General features: G+C 63.6%; 17 protein-coding genes. 4 read left to right on the top strand and 13 right to left on the bottom strand.

Annotated elements, in window-relative coordinates; all coding sequences use genetic code 11:
* Positions 1 to 3: 3 nt before the first annotated feature.
* From ACR42D_RS07725 to ACR42D_RS07715, 3 genes are all read left to right on the top strand, one after another.
* Positions 4 to 447, top strand: coding sequence for a PPC domain-containing DNA-binding protein (locus ACR42D_RS07725; RefSeq protein ID WP_484566250.1), 444 nt, complete (start codon positions 4 to 6; stop codon positions 445 to 447).
* Positions 448 to 452: 5 nt separating this feature from the next.
* Positions 453 to 1,649 (top strand): L-2-hydroxyglutarate oxidase, encoded by a 1,197-nt coding sequence (gene lhgO / locus ACR42D_RS07720; protein WP_484566249.1) that lies wholly within the window; start codon positions 453 to 455, stop codon positions 1,647 to 1,649.
* A gap of 90 nt (positions 1,650 to 1,739) precedes the next feature.
* Complete coding sequence (locus tag ACR42D_RS07715) at positions 1,740 to 2,909, top strand: NAD(P)H-dependent flavin oxidoreductase (protein WP_484566248.1); 1,170 nt, start codon at positions 1,740 to 1,742, stop codon at positions 2,907 to 2,909.
* Between the two features lie 352 nt (positions 2,910 to 3,261).
* Here ACR42D_RS07715 and ACR42D_RS07710 read toward each other — a convergent pair whose 3' ends face one another.
* The 9 genes from ACR42D_RS07710 to ybgF form a co-directional block, all read right to left on the bottom strand.
* On the bottom strand, positions 3,262 to 3,768 hold the full coding sequence (locus ACR42D_RS07710; protein WP_484566247.1) for a peptidylprolyl isomerase: 507 nt from the start codon (positions 3,766 to 3,768) through the stop codon (positions 3,262 to 3,264).
* A gap of 13 nt (positions 3,769 to 3,781) precedes the next feature.
* Positions 3,782 to 4,732, bottom strand: coding sequence for a tyrosine recombinase XerC (gene xerC / locus ACR42D_RS07705; RefSeq protein WP_484566246.1), 951 nt, complete (start codon positions 4,730 to 4,732; stop codon positions 3,782 to 3,784).
* The gene (locus tag ACR42D_RS07700) at positions 4,707 to 5,669 is read right to left on the bottom strand and encodes a GGDEF domain-containing response regulator (RefSeq protein WP_484566245.1); all 963 of its coding nucleotides are present in this window, start codon (positions 5,667 to 5,669) and stop codon (positions 4,707 to 4,709) included. The genes xerC and ACR42D_RS07700 overlap by 26 nt, the downstream gene beginning before the upstream one ends.
* Positions 5,670 to 5,769: 100 nt before the next feature.
* Positions 5,770 to 8,193: a methyl-accepting chemotaxis protein gene (locus ACR42D_RS07695; RefSeq protein WP_484566244.1), complete on the bottom strand. Its 2,424-nt coding sequence runs from the start codon at positions 8,191 to 8,193 to the stop codon at positions 5,770 to 5,772.
* A gap of 336 nt (positions 8,194 to 8,529) precedes the next feature.
* Positions 8,530 to 9,366 carry an HDOD domain-containing protein gene (locus ACR42D_RS07690; protein ID WP_484566243.1) on the bottom strand — a complete coding sequence of 279 codons (837 nt, stop codon included), beginning with the start codon at positions 9,364 to 9,366 and terminating at the stop codon, positions 8,530 to 8,532.
* Positions 9,367 to 9,368: 2 nt separating this feature from the next.
* Positions 9,369 to 9,788, bottom strand: coding sequence for a hypothetical protein (locus ACR42D_RS07685; RefSeq protein ID WP_484566242.1), 420 nt, complete (start codon positions 9,786 to 9,788; stop codon positions 9,369 to 9,371).
* A 72-nt stretch (positions 9,789 to 9,860) separates the two neighbouring features.
* On the bottom strand, positions 9,861 to 10,133 hold the full coding sequence (locus ACR42D_RS07680; RefSeq protein ID WP_014320867.1) for a TMEM165/GDT1 family protein: 273 nt from the start codon (positions 10,131 to 10,133) through the stop codon (positions 9,861 to 9,863).
* 15 nt (positions 10,134 to 10,148) lie between these two features.
* A complete protein-coding gene (gene dprA / locus ACR42D_RS07675; protein WP_484566241.1) occupies positions 10,149 to 11,378 on the bottom strand; it encodes a DNA-processing protein DprA in 1,230 nt (409 codons plus the stop codon).
* A gap of 84 nt (positions 11,379 to 11,462) precedes the next feature.
* Positions 11,463 to 12,374 carry a tol-pal system protein YbgF gene (gene ybgF, locus ACR42D_RS07670; protein WP_484566240.1) on the bottom strand — a complete coding sequence of 304 codons (912 nt, stop codon included), beginning with the start codon at positions 12,372 to 12,374 and terminating at the stop codon, positions 11,463 to 11,465.
* Positions 12,375 to 12,569: 195 nt separating this feature from the next.
* Here ybgF and ACR42D_RS07665 point away from each other — a divergent pair, with 195 nt between their 5' ends.
* A complete protein-coding gene (locus ACR42D_RS07665; RefSeq protein ID WP_484566239.1) occupies positions 12,570 to 13,496 on the top strand; it encodes a hypothetical protein in 927 nt (308 codons plus the stop codon).
* A gap of 400 nt (positions 13,497 to 13,896) precedes the next feature.
* Here ACR42D_RS07665 and ACR42D_RS07660 read toward each other — a convergent pair whose 3' ends face one another.
* The 4 genes from ACR42D_RS07660 to ACR42D_RS07645 all read right to left on the bottom strand — a co-directional run bounded on the left by ACR42D_RS07660 (position 13,897) and on the right by ACR42D_RS07645 (position 20,190).
* Positions 13,897 to 16,848, bottom strand: coding sequence for a chemotaxis protein CheA (locus ACR42D_RS07660; protein WP_484566238.1), 2,952 nt, complete (start codon positions 16,846 to 16,848; stop codon positions 13,897 to 13,899).
* Between the two features lie 92 nt (positions 16,849 to 16,940).
* Positions 16,941 to 17,309 carry a response regulator gene (locus ACR42D_RS07655; RefSeq protein ID WP_071546983.1) on the bottom strand — a complete coding sequence of 123 codons (369 nt, stop codon included), beginning with the start codon at positions 17,307 to 17,309 and terminating at the stop codon, positions 16,941 to 16,943.
* 58 nt (positions 17,310 to 17,367) lie between these two features.
* Complete coding sequence (locus tag ACR42D_RS07650) at positions 17,368 to 18,243, bottom strand: CheR family methyltransferase (protein ID WP_484566237.1); 876 nt, start codon at positions 18,241 to 18,243, stop codon at positions 17,368 to 17,370.
* Positions 18,244 to 18,258: 15 nt separating this feature from the next.
* Positions 18,259 to 20,190: a HEAT repeat domain-containing protein gene (locus tag ACR42D_RS07645; RefSeq protein WP_484566236.1), complete on the bottom strand. Its 1,932-nt coding sequence runs from the start codon at positions 20,188 to 20,190 to the stop codon at positions 18,259 to 18,261.
* Positions 20,191 to 20,213 lie beyond the last annotated feature (23 nt).

Raw genomic sequence — 20,213 nt, 5'->3', positions numbered from 1 at the left:
CCCATGCAGTACAGCCAAGGCAATGTGGGCAGGGTATTCACCCTGCGCCTGGAAAGCGGCGAGCGGCTCCCGGACTGTCTCGAACAGTTCGCCAAGGAACACGGCATCCGGACCGCCCTGTGCACCCTCATCGGCGGCGCGAATCAGGGCAACGTGGTCGCCGGCCCCAAGGACGGCGAGGCCCCGGTCATCGACCCGATCCTCTGCCCGGTGCGAGAGGCCCACGAAGTGCTCGGCCTGGGCACCCTGTTCCCGGACGAGTCCGGCAACCCGGTCCTGCACATGCACGCGGCGCTCGGCCGCGCCGGGGAGACCCTGACCGGCTGCATCCGCCCCGGCCTGGACGTCTGGCTGGTGGGCGAGGTGATCATAATGGAAATAGACGGCACGGACATGCTGCGCAAGAAGGACGCCGACAGCGGCCTGTCCCTGCTGACCAAGGAATAAGGTACATGTACAACGCACACACCGTCATCTGCGGGGCGGGCATTCTCGGGCTGACCATCGCCCGGGAGCTGCTCAAGGCCGGCTGCGACGACGTCATCATCTTCGACAAGGAACCGGCCCTGGGCAAGCACGCCTCGGGCCGCAACAGCGGCGTGCTCCACGCGGGCATCTACTACGATCCCGGCACCCTGAAGGCCAAGATGTGCCTGGAGGGCAACCGCCGCATGCAGGCCTACTGCGAGGAGCGAGGGCTGCCCCTGTTCAAGTCCGGCAAGGTCATTGTGGCCCGCACCGAGGACGAACTGGACACCCTGGACGAACTCAAGCGCAGGGCCACGGCCAACGGCGGTGTGGTCGAGATGATCGACAAACAGCGGCTGGCCGAGATCGAGCCCAACGCCTTTACCGTGGACCGCGCCCTGTACTCGCCCCTGACCAGCGTGGTCGACCCCAAGCGCATCCTCAACGCCATGCGCGAGGAGCTGGAGACCAGCGGCAAGGTCCGCTTCTTCTTCGACACCCGGTTCACCGGCACGGCCGGGCCCAACAAAGTCGCCACTTCCCAGGGCGACATCGGCTACAAGCTGTTCATCAACGCGGCCGGGGCCTACAGCGACAAGGTTGCCCAGGCCTTCGGCATCGGCGAGGACTACCGGCTGCTGCCCTTCAAGGGCATCTACCGCGTGCTCAAGAAGCCCGCCGCCGACCGTATCAAGGGGTCCATTTACCCGGTCCCGAACATCAAGAACCCGTTTCTGGGGGTACATTTCACCCGCAGCGTGCACGGCGACGTGTACGTCGGCCCCACGGCCATTCCGGCCTTCGGGCGCGAGAACTACGGCATTCTCAAGGGGCTGGACGGCGAAGTCCTGAACATCCTCTTCCGCGACATGCGCATGTTCATGGAAAACAAGAAATTCCGAACCATCGCCCTGGAAGAGCCGCGCAAATACTTCTTCAAGCATTTCTTCAACGACGCCGCCAAGCTGGTCAAGGAGATCAAACCCGAGGACATGCTGCCCACCGCCAAGGCGGGCATCCGACCCCAACTCGTGAACATCAAGACCAGCCAGCTGGTTATGGACTTCGTCATCGAGGAGGCGGAAAACAGCGTCCATATCCTCAATTCCATCTCCCCGGCCTTCACCAGCTCCATGTATTTCGCTGAATTGGTGGTCAAGGAGCACGTCACGACTTCGTAACGTCTATTTGAAACATTCGTTTATCTTGACTTGGGCTTGAATTCAGAGCAAGGGTCATCTAATCATCTGCTTTACGCGAGGTATATATAAATGAAGCTTCCCAGTCTCAATTTCGGTGATATAACCGCCCGGCTGCCCATCATCCAGGGCGGAATGGGCGTTGGCATCTCCCTTTCCGGGCTGGCCAGCGCCGTGGCCAACGAAGGCGGCGTGGGCGTCATCGCCACGTCCATGATCGGCATGCGCGATCCGCTGCGGGCCAAGGACCCCGAAGGGGCCGACCGCCGCGGCCTCATTGAGGAAATCCGCAAGGCGCGGGCCAAGATGACCGACGGCCTGCTCGGCGTGAACATCATGTGCGCCCTGACCAACTACGGCGACATGGTCCGCACTTCCATCCGCGAAAAGGTGGACGTGATCATCTCCGGCGCGGGACTGCCCCTGGAACTGCCCAAATATCTGCGCGAAGTCTCCGACGAGATGAAGGAGGACCTGCGCACCAAGCTCGTGCCCATCGTCTCGTCCGGCCGCGCGGCCTCCATCCTCTGCCGCAAGTGGGCCAGCCGCTTCAACTACCTGCCCGACGGTTTCGTGGTCGAAGGCCCCAAGGCGGGCGGCCACCTCGGCTTCAAGGCCGAGCAGATCGACGATCCCGAGTACCAGCTGGAAAACATCCTGGCCCAGGTGGTCGAGGCCGTTCAGCCCTACCGCGAGAAGCACGAGAAGCCGATCCCGGTCATCGCCGCGGGCGGCGTGTACACCGGCGAGGACATCGCCCGCTACCTCGAGATGGGCGCCTCCGGCGTGCAGATGGGCACCCGGTTCGTGGCCACCGAGGAATGCGACGCGGACATGGCCTTCAAACAGGCCTACATCAACGCCAAGGCCGAGGACGTGACCATCATCAAGAGCCCGGTGGGCATGCCCGGCCGCGCCCTGAAGAACACCTTCCTCGACGCCGTGACCGCCGGTCTCAAACACCCCAAGAAATGCGTGCACAAATGCCTGCACTCCTGCGCCGAGGACAAGTCGCCCTACTGCATCGCCCAGGCCCTGGTGAACGCTTACAAGGGCAAGCTCAAGAACGGCTTCGCCTTCTGCGGCGCCAATGCCTACCTGGTGGACAAGATCATCACCGTCAAGGAACTGATGGCCTCCCTCAGCGATGAAGCCGAGCGCAAATACCAGGAAGTCGGCCAGAAAATCGCCGACACCAAGGAACAGGCCGCCCAACGCATCAAGGACGTCCTGAACAAGTAGCCTGACGAATCATCCAACAAAAAAGGGCCGCCCAAATGGGCGGCCCTTTTTTTATTCAAGAATGCCTCCGGCGGCCAGAGGGGAAACTTTTGGAAAAAGTTTCCCCTCTGGACTCCCCTTCCAAACTTTTTGTGTGCCTTCGGCAGGTGTGTGCGGGTGCGGTTTGTCGTGCACCTATGTACAACCTCATAAGTCCCGCAAAACGGCAGGGGCTCCCATCCCACTCGTACCCCGCGAAGCGGCACAAGAAGTTTAGGAAAGGATGGGGATGGGGGTCTGGGGGAAGGGGAAGGAAAAGCCCTTTGCAAAGGGTTTTCCTTCCCCTCCCCCCAGCCGCCGGAGGCATCTTCTACTACTCGAAACGGCGAGCAGAAATAATCGAAACGGGGTCTTTGGGAACGTCGTCGAAGCCCTGGTAGGAGTGGGTGCGGATCTTGCTGATCTTTTCGGCCACGTTCATGCCGTCCACGACCTCGCCGAACACGCAGTAGCCGAAGTTCTCGTCGTCCTCGCCGGTGTGGTCCAGGTCGGCGTTGTCGGCCACGTTGATGTAGAACTGGGAGGTGGCGCTATGCGGTTCGGGCAGGCGGCCCATGGCCACGGTGCCCTTGACGTTCTTCAGGCCGTTGGTCGCCTCGTTCTCGATGGGCTCGCGGGTTTCCTTTTCCTGCATGGAGAAGGTCAGGCCGCCGGTCTGGATCATGAACCCCTTGATGACCCGGTGGAACAGGGTGCCGTCGTAGAACTCGTCGTCCACGTACTGGAGGAAGTTCTCAACGGTTTTCGGGGCCTTGTCAGGAAAAAGTTCGATCAGGATTTCGCCTTCCGGGGTTTCCAGAAGGACCAGGGGATTGTCCATGGGTGGTCTCCGTTCAGTCTTTGTCGGTATCGGTTTTATGCTCGCCCGCCAGCGGGTGCGCGTGGTCGTATACCTGCATGATGCGCTGCATGTCCAGATGCGTGTAACGCTGGGTCGTGGTCAGGTTCTCGTGGCCGAGCAGCTCCTGCACGCTGCGCAGGTCGGCCCCGGCCTCGAGCATGTGGGTGGCGAAACTGTGGCGGAGCATGTGCGGGTGCACGTCCTTGGGCAGCCCGGCCAGCTTGGCGAGCTTGGCCACGATGCGGTTGGCCTGGCGGCGGTCCAGCCGCTTGCCCGCGCGGGAGCTGAGGAACAGGGCCTGCTCGGCATAGTTGTCGTGGAGAAAGGCGTGGCGCTGGCCCATGTAGCGGCGAATGCGCTCCACGGCCGCGTCGGACAAGGGCACAATACGCTCCTTGCTGCCCTTTCCGGTAACGCGGATGACGTCGGAATCCACGTCGTTGAGGTCCAGCCCGATGGCCTCGCTGATGCGCAGTCCCGAGCCGTAGAGCAGCTCGGCCAGGGCGACGTCGCGCAGCCCCTCGGGGTCCGGGTCCACCTGCGCCTCCATGAGGGACACGGCCTGGTCCACGTTGAGCACCTGCGGATGGCGCTTCTCCTGCTTGGGATTGCGGATGCCCGCAGCCGGGTCCTTGGTGATGATCTTGTGGCGCAGGAGGTACTTGAAATAGGCGCGCAGGCTGGACAGCTTGCGGCCCATGGAGGTCTTGGTCAGCTGCCTGCGGTGCAGCTCGCCCAAAAAGGCGCGGACGTGGTCGCGGGTCAGGCGCGCCGGGCGTTCCAGCGTGGCCTTGCGATTTTTGAGAAACTCCTCGAGCTGGTCGAGGTCCGTGGAATAGGAGCGGATGGTGGCCGGGGAATAGCCCTTCTCCACCTCGAGGTAGGCGAGAAACCCCCGGACGAGTTCGCCCAGCTGGTTACGATTGGCGTCGGTCGATGACATAGCTGCTCTTCGGGTCTTCCTTGGCCTTTTTCTTCAGTTCCATAGCGATGGACGAGACCTCGCCGTAGTGCTCGATGCGCCGGTCGGTGTTGACCACCACGGCCAGGGAGATGGCCATGAGCGGGAAGACCTTGGTATTGCCCTCCCGGTCCACGGAGGTGATGTTGCCGCGCTTGCGGTCCTCGGGGTCGTAGAAATGGGGCACGATCTCGTCGAACGCCTTGATGATCCGTTTGCAGGCGTCCTCGACCTTGTCCGGCGGCAGGATGAAGACGAAGTCGTCGCCGCCCACGTGCCCCACGAAGCTCGAGACGCCCTGGTAGCTGCGGATGGTATTGACGATGACCCGGGCGGCCATCATGAGCACCTCATCGCCGCGCGAGAAGCCGTACTTGTCGTTGTAGGACTTGAAATAGTCGAGATCGCAATAGGCCAGGGCGAAGTCGTCGCCGTTGTCGATGAGCTGCTGGATGCGCTGGATGATGGAGGTGTTGCCCGGCAGCTTGGACAGCGGGTTGGCGTCCAGGGCGCGCATGGCCCGGCACAGGGTCAGGTTGATGCGGTCGCGGACCTCGGACGGGTTGAACGGCCGGACCAGGAAGTCGTCCACCTCGACCTGGTTCCAGTTCCACGGCTCCTCCACGTCCACCGGGTCCACGCACATGACCACCGGGAGCTGGCGGTAGACGTTCTCGCTCTTGACCAGGTTGGCCACCTCGCGGCCGGAGATGTCGGACAGACGGTTGTCCACCACCAACAGGTCCGGCGGGTCGGTGAACATCAGCTCAATGGCCCGCGCCCCCTTGTCGAAGACCCGGAACTCCAGGACGTCCGGGGACCAGAGTTTTTGCAGCATCTCGGCCAGGGACTTGTCCGGGGAGAGCAGGAAGCCGGTCTGCTTGCGCTGGAACAGGGATTCTTCAAGGGTCTGGTTCATTTTCGGAATCTAGCACCGGTCCGGCCATGCGTCAAAGCAAGAACCCTCCCGTCCGGTCCGGACGGGAGGGTTCGTTCATTCGTCTTGGAAGGCGTGCGGCCTAGTCGTCGTCCCGGCCGATGCGCGTGGTGATCTGCTTGAGCTCCTCGGCCAGCCGGGCCAGATCGCTCACGGCCGTGGTCGATTCGGTCATGGCCCCGGCAATGCCGTTGGACACCTCGTTGACCTCCTCCACGCTGCGGCTGACCTCGGAAGTGGTCGCGGCCTGCTCCTCGGAAGCGGCGGCGATGCTGCGGATCTGGTCGTCGGCCACCTTGACCACCTTGAGGATGTCGTCCAGGGCCTCGCCCGCCTTGGCGGCCAGGTCCGTGGACTCGTCGATGGCCTCGGTGGCGCTCTGGAAGGCGGCCAGGTTGCGGCGGGTGCCGTCCTGGATGGACTTGATGGCCCCACCCACCTCCTGGGTGGCGTTCATGGTCTTTTCGGCCAGCTTGCGGACCTCGTCCGCGACCACGGCGAACCCGCGCCCGGCGTCGCCCGCCCGGGCGGCTTCGATGGCCGCGTTGAGCGCCAGCAGGTTGGTCTGGTCCGCGATGTCGGAAATGACGGTCATGATCGCGCCGATGGCCTCCACCTCGGTGCCGAGGTCGCGGATGTTGCGGTCCACCAGCCCGGCGCGTTCGCGCAGCTGTTCGATGGAATTGACCACGGCCATGACCACTTCGCCGCCCCGGGTGGCGTTCTCGCGCATCTCGTCCGCGTTCCTGGCGGCGTTGGAGGCGTTGCGGGCGATCTCGAGCACGGTGGCGTTCATCTGCTCCATGGCCGAGGCCACGTCCGCGGACATGGCCTGCTGACGTTCCGCGCCCTGCGTGGTCTGCTCCACCTGGGCGGTCAGTTCCTGGGAGGCGGCGGACAGCATGGTGGCCACGGAATCGGCCTGGGTGGCGGTTTCGAGCATCTCGCGCTGCACCCGGCGGATTTCGGTCTGGTCCATGATGACCTTGACCGCGCCGAGCACCTCGCCGTCCTCGCCCACCAGCGGCATGCCGAAGTAATCGATCTCCATGGACCGGACGCCGGGATGCGCCTCGGTGTTGGAAAAGACCATCTCCCCGCCGCGCATGGCCTTGTCGCAGGCACACTTTTCCGGGCTGCAATCTCCTGTCAGGAAGTAGTCGGAGCAGGTGGTCCCGGTGAGCTCCTCGAGTTCGGCCCCGCCCAGGGCCACGCCCGCCTTGTTCATGAACAGGATGGTGTGGTCCTTGGAAATGGCCATCAGCGGCAAAGGCAGCTCGTCGAGCAGGTTGACCATGCCGTCGAGCATGTAGTTGGAGCCGTTGATGAGCCCGGCGAATTCGCCCTCGAATCCTTCGGCGTCGCCCCTCTCGTTGAAGTGACCGCGCTCGATCCGTCGGGCCACCTCGGCGAAATTGCCGGTCATGGCGCGCACGGTCCGGCGGATGTCGATGAGCGCGGACTGCATGCTGGCGATCTCGTCGCCGTTCTCGTTCTTTTCATAGACCTCGGCCAGGTCGCCGTGGGCGGTCGCCTCGGCCATGGCCACGGTCTTCTTGACCGGGCGGAAGACGAATATGGCCAGCAGGAGGTGCACCAGAAGCATGACCGCCAGGATCAGCCCGGCGCCGACCATCTGCATGACCTGTCCCTGGCGGGCGGCCACGGCGGCGATGTCGTCCACCGAGGCGCTCATGCACACGAACCAGCCGGTCACGGGATCCTGGGCCACGGCCATGAACTTGCGCGCGCCTTCCCACTCGTACTCGACGACCCCTTCCTTCTTGTCCATGGCCGTCTTGACGAACTCGAAGCCGCTGGCGTCCTTGCGGAACTGCTTCTCGTCCGGGTGGTGGATGAAACGGCCGTCGCCGTCCAGGACAAAGCCGTAGCCGTTTTGGCCGATGTGGATCGGGGAGACGAACTGCTTGACGAAGGCATCCCAGGAGCAGAACAGGACAACCCCGCCCCGGACCTGGCCTTCGCCGTCGCGGATGGGATAACTGATGCTGAAGATATGCGCCCCGGACTTGCGGTCCGAGACGATGGTCTTGTCCATGACCCCGGTGTCGTTGCCCTTGAGCACTTCCTTGGCGAAATGACGGGACGCCACGTAGAGCCCGACCATCTTGACGTCGCTGGAGTTGGCCCCGGCCTTGACCTGCCCCCGGGCGTCGAAGACCTCGACGCCCCAGACGTTGGGGTTGGTCTTGACCACGGTATCGCAGGCCAGCTGCGCCGCCTCGGGCGAATCCTGCACAGCGGCCAACATGTCCGGGTTGCCGGCCAGAATGCGGGCCATGGACCGCTGGTCCCTGAGGAACATGCTCAGGGAACGTGCGGCGGATACCGCCTGCTCCTGGGCCGTGCTCTCGGTGGCCGAATAGGCCATGCCGAAGGTGGACTGCGTAACGTAGTAGACCAGGCCGCCGATGCCCGCCACGATGACCAGGCACAGGGGAATGAGCAGCTTAAGGGAAAGCCGCCGCCGAATGAATGAAAGCATGCACCGCCTCACTATGCTTTGAATCGAAAGCGCCGCCACGACCGGATGCGCCTGGAATCCGGGCCTTCGCTTGGATCACGAATTTGTCAGCCCATCCCCCCCAGGCGGTCCAACGTACTGTCTACATACAGCATCCGGCCCCATGCGGCGAAAATATCTCCGTTAATCTGATAACTTAAGACAATTGATTGGTCAATTGCGGAAGTGGTAATAATTCTCATCCGCCAACATTCCACGGCTAAGTGGCAAGATTATCGGACGAAAAAAAATGGCAGGTTGTCACATCACGGGGACAACCGGCCAAACCGCAGGGTGAAAAATGACAAAAAGAGAAAATCAGAAGGTCAGATCCGAGACCTCGAGCAACTGCCCGGCCATCTCGTCCATGACCTTGTCCAGGTCGCTCATGCGGAACTTGAGCTCAATGAGGGCCTCGGGCCTGAGGTAGGCGGTCTGGTCGTCGCCGGAGTTGCCGAACTCGAGCAGGCGAACCAGGAAATCGCCGATGTGAACCACGCAAGACATGGGTTTGTAGAACTCGGCCAGCTGCGGGGCGTGGTGGCGGGTCATGGCCTCGCGGATGTTCGGCGGCAGCCCCCAGTGGCGGGCGAGCCAGGCGTTGATGCGGTCGTGGCCGAAGCCGAGCACGTCCTTTTCCGCCTGAAAATAGGTCAAATCCTTGGCCCTGACCGTGTCGAGGATGGCCGCGTGGGTGTCCGGGAGCTGGACCGCGGTGACCACCTTGCCCAGGTCGTGTAGCAGCCCGGCCACGGCGTACTCCTCCGGGTCCTCGAACCCGGCCCGGCGGGCGATGATGTTGCAGGCCGTGGCGCAGCCCAGCGAATGCTCCCACAGCCCTTTCATGGCCTGGACCATCATGTCGAAGACCGAGGTGGAGATGATGATGCCGCGCACCACGTTGAAGCCGAGCAGGACCAGGGCGTGCTGGATGGAGCTGATCCGGCCGGGAAAGCCGTAGATGGGCGAGTTGACCATCTTGAGCACCTTGGCCGACAGGACCTGGTCCGTGGCGATGACCTTGGCGATGGCCTCGGTGGAGGCGTCCGGGTCCTCCACGAGCTGGGTGATTTTGTCCAGGACGTTGGGCAGGGTCGGCAGGTCCTTGACCTGCAGGATCTCCCCCTTCACCCGGGTTTTCAGATCTTCGTCCATGCTCATGCCTCGTCCCCGCCGTTGCCGACACCCTCGGGGCCGTTGGCCGCGTCAGGGTCCTCGCCCGCCAACTCCGCCTGCCCGGCGGCCTGCATCTTGGCCTCCTGGGCGGCGGCCTTGATCTGGAAATACTGGCGCATGCGCTCCCTGACCCGGACCATCCACTTGTCCTCGCCGTACCGGCGGAACAGGTGATCCAGCCGATCCAGACGCTCACCCCAGTGCGTCCCGGCTCCGGCCCCGCCCATTTCAACGGGATGACCCTGCACGGTGATGCGCTCAATGTTCATGCCCTCCAGCCGCGCTATGAGGCTGTCGGTCAATTCCATGCCCTCGGCCATGATGGTCATGCCGTTTTCCCTGGTCACGGCCTTGGCCAGCTTCATGCCCGGGGCGGCGAGGTTGATGGGTATCTTCTGCATGGCGTTCCGGTCAAAGGGTAAAGGGGCCGGGACAAAAATACACTGCGCCCCGGCTTCCCACAACCCCGCTTATCAAATCTTATCAAAGAAGATCAGACAGCCCATTACCACGAAGGCCACGGCCGCTATCTTCTTGATGATGTCCGTGGGCACGTACTGACAGATGAACTGGGCGAACATGACCCCCAGGAAGCTGACCAGGACCAGGGCCAGGGAAGAGCCGAGGAACACGGTCCAGGGCTTCTGGGTCTTGGCCGTCATGAGCATACAGGCGAGCTGCGTCTTGTCGCCGAGTTCGGCCACGAACAGGGTGCCGAAGGTGGTGGCAAGTAATTTCCAATCCATAATAACCTCAAATGATTAGTGTTCCCTGGCCAGGTACCACATGCCGGGCAGCTGCCGCACGGCGCCGCGCATCTCCAACAGGAGCATGATCCGGCTGACCGTGGACGAATCCCAGCCGAGTTCCCGGCCCAGGGCGTCGATATGCATTTTGTCGGCGTCGTCGAGCAGGTCCAGGACGCGCCTTTCGTCCGGGCTCAGCCCCATGGCCTCCCGGTCCACGAGAGGCGACCGTCGCCGCTGCTTCCGTTCCTCCCGATCGACGGGCTTCGCGGATGCCTTCTTCTTTTTGACCACGGCACGTTCCACGTCAACCCCGTTTTCCGGTACATCCGTATCGGGGTCCGGCACTTCTTCCAGTTCGCGGGCGAAATCGAAACGCAGGATCTCGACGATGTCCGAGGCGGACTCCACCAGGGCGGCCCCCTGCTTGATCAGCCGGTGGCAGCCGGTAAAGGTCGGCTGTCCGATGGGGCCGGGCACGGCGAACACGTCCCTGCCCTGCTCCCCTGCCAGCCGGGCTGTGATCAGGCTGCCGCTGTTGTGGGCGGCCTCGGCCACCAGCACCCCCAGCGACAGCCCGCTGATGAGCCGGTTGCGCACCGGAAAATGGCCGCCCCGAGGCTCCATGCCGGGGCCGTATTCACTGACCACCAGCCCCTTCTCGTAGAGCTCGCCGCGCACGTCGGCGTTGCCCTGGGGGTAGTCCACGTCCAGGCCGCAGCCGAGCACGGCGATGGACGAGCCCACACCCTTGAGCCCGCCCAGGTGGGCCTGGCGGTCGATGCCCAGGGCCAGCCCGGAAACCACGGTGATGCCGATCTTCGAGAGCTGCGCGCTGATCCTTCCCGCGGTCTCCAGCCCCAGCCGGGTGCACTCCCTGGCCCCGACCACGGCCACGCCCGGGTTGCCGAGCAGGGACGCGTCTCCGCGCAGATAAAACATGGCCGGGGGGTCGGAAATCTCTTTCAGACGCTCGGGGAAACGGGGATCGAACCAGGTGACCACGTCCATGCCCTGCCGCCGGACCTCGCGGTACTCGGCCTCGGCCTTTTCCCGCCAGACCTCGGTCGCGCAGGCCTTGGCCTGAGCCTTGGACGACAACTCGCGATCGTGCCAGGACGCCGCGTCACGCACCGCCTCATAGGCGCTCGGATAGGCGGCGAACAGCTCCCGCCACACCTTGGGCCCCAGCCGGGGGGTGTGTTTCAGGGCCAGACAGGCGAAGAATTCTTGTTGCAGGTCCATGAGCCCGCCGATCCTCTTCAAAAAGACAAGGCCGGGCCCCTCTGGGAGACCGGCCTTCAGGGGAAAACAGGGACGGACGGCGGGCTAGCCGCCCAGCCGGGCCAATTCCTTGCGCCCGATCCCGGCGGCGGAAGAATTGGGAAAATCCTCCACCAGGGCGCGCAGGTAGAAAATCGCGTTGTCCGGGTCGCCCACCCGGTCGTAGGACATGCCGATCTTGAGCAGCGCCGCCGCAGCCTTGTCGTGCTTGGGGAACTTGCCCGTGACTTCCTTGAAGGCCAGGATGGCCTGGGCGTAGTTACGCTCGGAATAGTAGGTCTCGCCCTTCCAATACAGGGCGTTGGCAGCCAGCTCGTTGTTCGGGTACTTGGCCACGAACTCGTCGAAAGTGGCCCGGGCGGCCTGGAACTGCCCTCCGTTGTACTGACCGTACCCTCGCTCGTACAAAGCCTTGGGCCCGGATACGGGCTTGGACGCGGGCTTGGGCGCGGGCTTGGCAACGGGTTTGGGCGTCGGCCTGGCGGCGGCCTGGGGCGGCTTGGGCGCCTCGGCGCGGGTGATCACCTCGGGCTCGGGGATGGTCTTGGGCGGTTCGGGCGCGGCGGGTACATCGGCCCACGGCTTTTCCGCGTCGTTCTCGACCATGGGCGCGCCCTGTTCGGCGGTCTTGCCACCCTCCACCCAGCCGTCTTCCTCGGGCTGGAGGTCCGAGGACCAAGCTTCGCCGCGCGGCGCGTCGGACGGGGCCTGCCCGCCACGCAGGGCGACCAGCTCGGCCTCAACGGCGGCCATGCGCTTTTCCAGCTTCTCACGGGCTTGCGCGTCCTCGTCGGCCATCTTGCGCTGCTGCTCGCGGAAATTCAGGAAACTCTCCTCAAGGCTCTTGATGCGCCACTCCGTGCTCGCCGACTCGGTCTCGGCATTCTTCTGCGAGGTTATGCAGCCCACCAGGGGCAGGCAGATAGCGGCAAGCAGAAGGAGTTTCAGGCATTTCATCAGGGAGGTCTCCGCGCGGTCTCGTTTGGGCGTTTCATAGGCAATAGGCGATACCCGGATTTTTTGCAAGGAATCTGACGGACAACATGCCACTTGCGCCGGGAAATGCGCCCTTGCGCGCGACACGTTTTTCAGGCAAAAAAACGCCCACGGGGCACGGTCCGCCCCGCGCAACCTACCGGAGTCCGATCGACCATGAGCACCCAAGAAACCCTGACCCTCATCGCCTACATGCTGGCCCCGGCCTTTTTCAGCCTGCTTGGCATGGCGGCACTCGGCAGCCCGGCCATCGCGGTCCTGGGCGAAATCTCGGCCAAGACCCGCAAAAAGGTCTTCTTCGACAAATACGGCCAGCAGACCGCCGCCATGGGCCTGATCCTGACCGTGGCCGTGGTCCTCATCGGCGGAGCCTCCTTCGGCCTCGCCATGGTCAAGTTCCCGAAACTATTCCAGGCCTACTTCACCCCGGGCTCGCCCTTCTTCCAGGGCATGGTGGCCTTCGGCGTGTTCCTGGCGGCCGGACTGATCTATTTCACCACCTGGAAAAAACTGCGCTCGGCCAAGGCCGCCCATATCGGCCTCGGGCTGGTGGCCACCTTCGGCGCGCTCATCGGCCTGGCCATCATCATCCCGGCCAAGCTGCTCTTCAACTTCTCCCTGAACGGCTCCACCGGCGACGCCCTGACCAACACGGCCATCCTGGCCCAGCCCATGTCCGCCATGTACGCCCTGCTCGTCCTGTCGGCCGCCGCCGCCATGAGCCTGGGCTACCTCATCATCCGGCGCAAGAAGGACGACTTCGGGCGCGACTACTACGGCTTCGCCCTGCGCATGGCCGCCCGCTGGGCCCTGCTGCCCATGATCGGCTTCCTCGGCTGCCAGGGCTGGCTCTACTCCCGGCTGCCCGCCGACATCCAGACCCTCATCCTGGGCACGCCCCTGGCCTTCGTCTGGACCGCCCTGGTCTGCGTCGGCGCGGTCTGCTGCTTCATCTGGCTGTTCCTGGGCCGCAGCGAATCGCCCATGCGCCTCAAGGGACTGGCCCTCCTGACCCTGCCCCTCTTCTGGATCATGCACGCCCTCAACGTCACCCTGTTCGTCAACTTCATGACCATGTTGTAGCCGATGGGGCAAGCGACGCAAAAAGGCCGGGGAGCAATGCTCCCCGGCCTTTTTTGTGCGTGTACCGCGCATGTCATGAGAGGCCTCCGGCGGGGCCTCGCCGGCCGGGCGTCTCCGACGGCTTAAGAACCTCTTGAAAGAGGTTCTTAAGAATCTCCAGAACTTTTTGTGCCGCTTCGCGGGTGCCGTGCGAGCGCGTTACTTCCGTCTTGTTCCATCATTTAGTCATCACGAACGAAGTCTGGCGAAAAGCACGACACACCTTCACCCACCGCTCACGCGCATGCGTATACAAAAAATTTAGGAAGGAAAGGGGGATGGGGGTCCGGGGGAAGGGGGAAAGGGAACCCTTTTCTCAAAGGGTTCCCTTTCCCCCTTCCCCCGGCCGCCGGAGGCTCTTCTACTTGCCGTTGATAGCGCCGCTTATGACCAGAGGTTCCTTACGGCCGAGCTGGGTGGACAGGCTGTAGATCTCATGGGGATCGAGGATAAGCACCACGGAGCCGTCGCCCATGATGGTCGCGCCGGACAGTCCCTTGAGATTGAAGTTGTTGAGGTACTGGCCGAGCGGTTTGATGACGATCTCCTGACGTTCCAGGAGCCGGTCCACCACCAGGCCGAGCCGGCGGTCGTTGTCCTGTATGACGACCATGGGCAGAACCTCGCGTTCGTCCATGGACTGGGGCATGTCGAGCAGTTCAGCCAGCTCGACGATGCCGAGGACCTCGCCGCGCAAGGTGACGGCCTTTCGGTTGTTGACGTCCGAAAGTTTTTCGACCTCGATCTTGGTGGTCTCGGACACGGCGTCCAGAGGAATGGCGAAGGTATCGCCGCCGACCTGGACCATGAGCGCGTCGATGATGGCCAGGGTCAGGGGCAGGGTCAGAGTCAGCTTGGATCCCTTGCCCACTTCGGACTGGGTGTTCACGCTGCCCTTGAGGTTCTTGATGTTGGTCTTGACCACGTCCATGCCCACGCCGCGCCCGGAGATGTCCGTGACCTTTTCGGCGGACGAGAAGCCCGGCGCGAAGATCAGGTCCAGGGCCTCACGGTCGTCCATGGCGTTGGCCTCGTCCTGGGTGATGACGCCCTTACGCACGGCCACGGCCTTGAGCTTTTCCGGGTCCATGCCCCGGCCGTCGTCCTCGACCTCGATGGCCACGGAGTTGCCCTTGTGGTAGGCCCTGAGCCACACGTGGCCCTTGGGCTTCTTGCCTGCGGCGATGCGGGTCTCCTCGTCCTCGAGGCCGTGATCGACCGCGTTGCGCACGAGGTGGACCAGCGGATCGCCGATCTCCTCGACCACGGACTTGTCGAATTCGGTCTCCTCGCCTTCCATGATCAGTTCCACCTGCTTGCCGGACTTACGGCTCAGGTCGCGGACAAGACGGGGGAAGCGGGAAAAGACGGTCTGCACCGGGACCATGCGGACCTTCATGATGGTGTCCTGCAGGTCGTCGGAAATACGGGCCATGGCGTAGGTGGTCTCGGTGAGCTGCTGGGCGACCACGTGCACATCCTCCTGGCCCTCTTCCAGGGCGCGGGCGAGCATGGCGTAGCGGTTGCGGTTGATGATCAGCTCGCCGATGACGTTCATCAGGTGGTCCAGCTTGTGATGGTCCACGCGGATGGTGCTCGACGCCTTGGGCTTGGCCGGTGCCTGGGACTGGGCCTGGCTGGGGCTGTTCTTTACGGCCGTGGTGGGCATGGTCGACTTTGCCGCCGGAGCGGGCTTGGCTGCGGGTTTGGGCGCTGGCGGCTCGGCCGGAGCGGGCCTGGCCTCGGCGCGCGGCGCGGGTGCCGGGGCCGGTTTGGGCGCGGGCGCGGACTTGGGAGCCGGGGCCGCCTTGGGCTTGGCCTGGGCTGCGACCTTGGGCGCGGGTTCGGATAAGACGGCGCCGGGCAAGGTGTCAATAGCCGCGGCGATCATGTCCCGGAGGATGGCGTACTCCTGCTCGAGAAGATCGAGCATCAGGGAAAAATCCATGTCCGAGTTGCGGGCCTGGTCCACCAGCCCCACGGTCCGGCCCGCGTATTCCTTGATCTCGTCGAACCCCATGTATCCCGTGGAGTTCTGGATGGTCTGGAAGGTCCTGAACAAGCTGTCGACGATGTCCTTCTGCCCCGCGTCCTCGCGGAGCATCTGGAAGGCCACGACCACGGCCTCGAACTGCTGCTCGATGGTCTGGACGAACAGGGCCACGTCCTCGGGATCGTACTCGGCGGCAGACGCTTCGGGTTCGGAGGCCTCGGGTTCCGACGCAACGGCCTCGGCCCGGGGAGCGGATTCCTCCTTCTCCTCAGCCTGCTCGGGAGCGGTCTCGGCCGCCTTCCTGCCCACGGGCACCACGCCGATGACCGCGTCCACGGTGCCGTCCTCGGTGACCTTGCGGAGCACCTGGACCATGACGCTGGTGTCCAGCGGCTCCACCCGGCTGGTCTCGGTGTCCACCTTGGACACCAGGGCCTCGATGAGGTCCACGGCCGAGAGGAGCAGATCGATAAGCCCCTGGCTGGAGGCGATCTCGCCCTTGCGGACCTTGTTCAGCAGGGTCTCGGCCTCATGGGTCAGGGAGTTGAGCTCCTTGAAGCCGATGATGCCGCTGTTGCCCTTGAGGTTGTGGAAATAACGGAAGGTGTCGTTGATCAACTCGTCGTTGCCGCCCGGGTCCCCTTCCAGGGCCAGGAGACAGCGGTTCAGGTTCTCGACGATCTCCTGCGCCTCTTCGAGAAAATCGGCCAGATGGCCTTCGCCGACCGTGGTCAGGGCATAGGGAGTGGGGTCGAAGTCGGGATCGGGTTGCGGATGAAAAGCGGTCATGTCGGCGTCCCCGGCGTCAGCCGCCGCCAGGGCGGGTTCTGGTTCGATGTGTTCGGGTTCGGACTCGGCAACGGCCTGGGCGGCGGGGGCCGCAGCCGTTTCAGACGCGGATTCGGCCGCGCGCTCTTCCGGGAGTTGGCCGAGCAGGGCCGCCTCGATCCGGGCGATGATGGGGGCGGTGTCCACCTCGCCTTCCACCCCGCTGGTCTCCAGGTTGTCCACCATGGTCCGCAGGGCGTCGGTGGCCGAGAGGATCAGATCCATGATGGCCCCGGTCACCCGCATGGACCCCTGGCGCAGCTCGTCCAGGATGTTCTCGGCCTTGTGGGCCAGCCCGTTGATCTTGTTCAGGCCGAGAAAGCCCGAGGCCCCCTTGAGAGAGTGCATGGGCCTGAATATCTCGTTGAGGAGCCCGAGGTTGTCGGGACTCTTCTCCAGCTCGAGCAGGTTGGGTTCGATGGTCTCCAAGTGCTCTTTGGCTTCAATGAAAAAGTCGGACAAGATTTCCGGATCGAGAAAGTCCTGGCTCATCGAGATTCCTCATGCGGCAACGGGGCTCTGTATGCGGGCCCGCGTCCCCTGCCGCGTCGGTTGCGTTGTATCGCCTTTGTGCGCGCGGACGGCTATCCCAGCAGCATCTTGACGTTCCGGACAAGTTTTTCCGGCTGGGCTGGTTTGATCATGTACAGATTCGCCCCCACGGTCAATCCCGTCTGGATGTCCTTGTCCTGGCCTTCGGTGGACAGCACCACGATGGGGATGTCCCGGTAGGCGGCCTGCTCGCGGACCGTCTTGATGAAGGTCAACCCGTCCATGCGGGGCATGTTCACGTCGGACACGATCAGATCGACCTCGGACAGGCTGTAGAGCTTCTCCAGGCCGTCCAGGCCGTCCTCCGCCGTGGTCACCTTGAACCCTTCCTTCTTCATGATGAAGGCCACCAGGTTCCTGACGGTCTTCGAATCGTCCACTATAAGAATATGTTTAGGCATAACTCCCCCTGGCTAACACGGCAGGCGCCACCTTATCAAATCCGCCACGGCACATGTCCTACTCCTCCTTCTGATAAATGATGGCGCCAGGATAGTGAATGGGCTTGAACGCGCGCGTAATGTTGTGCAGCGACTCGGAATGCCCGATAATCAGATACCCGCCCGGCAACAGGTTGTCGTAAAAGGCGTTAATTACGCGTTTTTTCATCTCGTCGTCGAAGTAGATGATGACATTTCGGCAAAAAACGATCTGCGAGCGCTCCACCCGCTTGAGCTGCACCCGGTCGCGGAGGTTGATCTGGCCGTAGCTGACCAGCCGTTTGACCTCGGGCCTGATCTTGTTCTGCCCGCTGTCCCGGTCGAAGTAGCGGGCGGCGATCTCCTCCGGGGTGGTCCGCAGCGTATAGTCGTTGTACACGCCCCGGCGGGCCGACTCCAGGACCCGCTCCGACAGGTCGTTGGCCGTAATGCGGATGTCCCAGGACGGCAGTTCGGCCTTGAGCATCTCGTGGATGATGATCGAGATGGTGTAGGGCTCCTCGCCGGTGGAACACCCGGCCGACCAGATGCGCAGCCTCCTGTCCGTGCGGCGGCAGGATTCGAGCACGTCGGGCATGACCTCTTCCTGGAACACCTTGAGCTGGGGCGGGTTGCGGTAGAAGCTCGTCTCGTTGGTGGTGATGACCTCGTAGAGCTTCTTCATCTCCGCGCCCCGGGCCGGGTCGAACCGCAGGAGGTTGTAATATTCGTCGAAATTCTTCAGGTTGAGCTTCTTGAGCCTGTTTCCGAGCCTGTTTTCCAATAAATACTTACGGTTGTCAGCAATATAGATGCCGCATTCGGCATAGATGAAATCCCGCAGGTTGGCGAACTCCTGATCCGTGATCTTGAGCTCCTTGCCGAGGGATATGGTCTTCGAAAAAAGAGACGACATTCCGGTCGGTTGCTCCTACATTTCCTGGATCTTGGAGATGGCTTCCTCAGCGGCGCTGACCAACTCGTACTCGTCGCTGTTGGTCACTTCCAGCAGGGCCGCGAAGGCCTCGCTGCCGCCGATGTTCCCCAACGCCTCGATGGCCTTCATGACCACGAACCGGTTGGGGTTGTTCAGCATGTCGATCATCAGCGGGGCGGCCTCGGGCGTGCCGTGCTCGCCCAGGGCGTCCATGGCCCGGATCTTGACCCAGTCATCCTCGTCGTTCAGGGCGTCGATGAGATGCGGGATCATCTCCTCGTCATAGTGCTGGCCCATGATCTCAATGACCGTCAGCCGCACGTCCTTGCTCTCGTCGGACATGCGGTGCAGGACCAGGGGCCGCCACACGGCTTGGTCGCCGCCGGACGCGGCCAGGGCCTCCACGGCCACCTTGCGGATGTCCGGAATCTCGTCCTCCACGGCCTGAGTCAGGATGTCCAGGTTCTCCATGGGACCGAGCTTGCCCAGGGCGTAGGTGGCCATGAGCCGCCGGATGGGCTCCTCGCTGCCGAACATCTCCTGGAAGCGGGCCTCCACCTCCGGGCCGTCAATGGCGATGCACGCCTCCAGCGCGGCCTCCTTGACGTCGTCGTACTGGTGGGCCATGAGCGGGAAAATCCGGTCCACCACTTCGGGCAGCCTGAGCTTTTCGCCGAGCAGGTAGACCGCGCTCTTGAGCACGGTGCCGTCCTCGTGCTCGTTCAGCACGCGGATGAAAAAGTCCTTGGATTGCTCCTCGCCCTTGGCCGCGACCACGCTGACGATCTGCCGCTGCACGGGCAGCGCGGCCTTCCAGAACGCCTCCATGAGCACCTGGCAGACACAGTTCTCCATGGTGCAGACCTCGGGCACTATCTGCGACAGGACCTGCACGGACACTCGGGCCACGTCCTGATCCTCGCCGAGCAGTCCCTCCTTGAGAGCGTCGGTCAGGCCGATCTGGGCCAGGAAGCCGATGATCAGCCGCAGCCGGTCCTGGTCGCGGTCCTGGTCGAGCCCGCCCGCGATGCGGAGGATGCCCGAGGAGGCCTCCTCGCCGCCGACAAAGGCCAGCCCCTGGATGGCGGCGTCCTGGATCTCCTCGTCCTCGTCCTGCAGGGCCACCAGCAGGTACTGCCGGAACCGCTCGCGTTCGTCGTCACTGAGCAGGGTCAGGGACTTGCCGCCGAGAATCTTGACGATGGCCTTGACGATCTTGTTGCGCAGGGCCGTGGGCGCGTCGGCCATGCGCTTGAGCAGCATGGTCACGGCCTTGACGTTACCCATTTCACCCAGGGAGTCGATGATCATGGAGGCGACCAGGTCGGACGCCCCGTCCAGGGCCTTGACCAGGGCGTTCACCGAACTGGTGTGGCCGATCTTGGTCAGGGCCTCGATCACGGAATACTGGACCCACTCCTCGTCGTTGATGGCCTTATTCAGGCAGGGGGTGGCGTCCTCCATGCCCAGCTCGCCCAGGCTCACGGCCGCCTGGTAGCGGACGTTGACCTCCGGGTCCTTGAGCAGGGCCTCGCACAGGGGCTGGACCGCCAGGAGATTCCCGGTGGAGCCGAGGATGTCGGCCACGAAAATTCGGATATCCGGGTCCTCGTCCAGGGTCAGGTCGATGAGCGACGGCATGTCCTGGTTGCCCACCTCGCGCAGGATGTCCATGGCCAGGTTGCGCACCGGGGCCTCGTCGGACCGCAGCAGCGGAATGACCGCCTCGACGGTCTCCCGCCCCCCGATCTTGCGCAGGGAGCTGTCCACCGCCTCCTGGATGCCCAGGTGGTTTGTCTTGAGCAGTTCCGCCAGTTTTGGAACCGCCTCGACACAATTTTCTTCCCCGGCCCTGAAAGCGCTCTCCCGAACGATTTCCTTGTTGTCGCTGCTCAGCAGGGCCAGATATTCGTTACAATCCGCCATGTTGTCAGACCTCCCCCTTCCAA

The organism is Pseudodesulfovibrio sp. lm2024 (genome assembly GCF_051175575.1).
In the GTDB taxonomy this organism is placed as follows: domain Bacteria; phylum Desulfobacterota; class Desulfovibrionia; order Desulfovibrionales; family Desulfovibrionaceae; genus Pseudodesulfovibrio; species Pseudodesulfovibrio caledoniensis.
The sequence above is the reverse complement of the archived record's forward strand: the minus strand, read 5'-3'. Positions and strand labels throughout refer to the sequence as shown.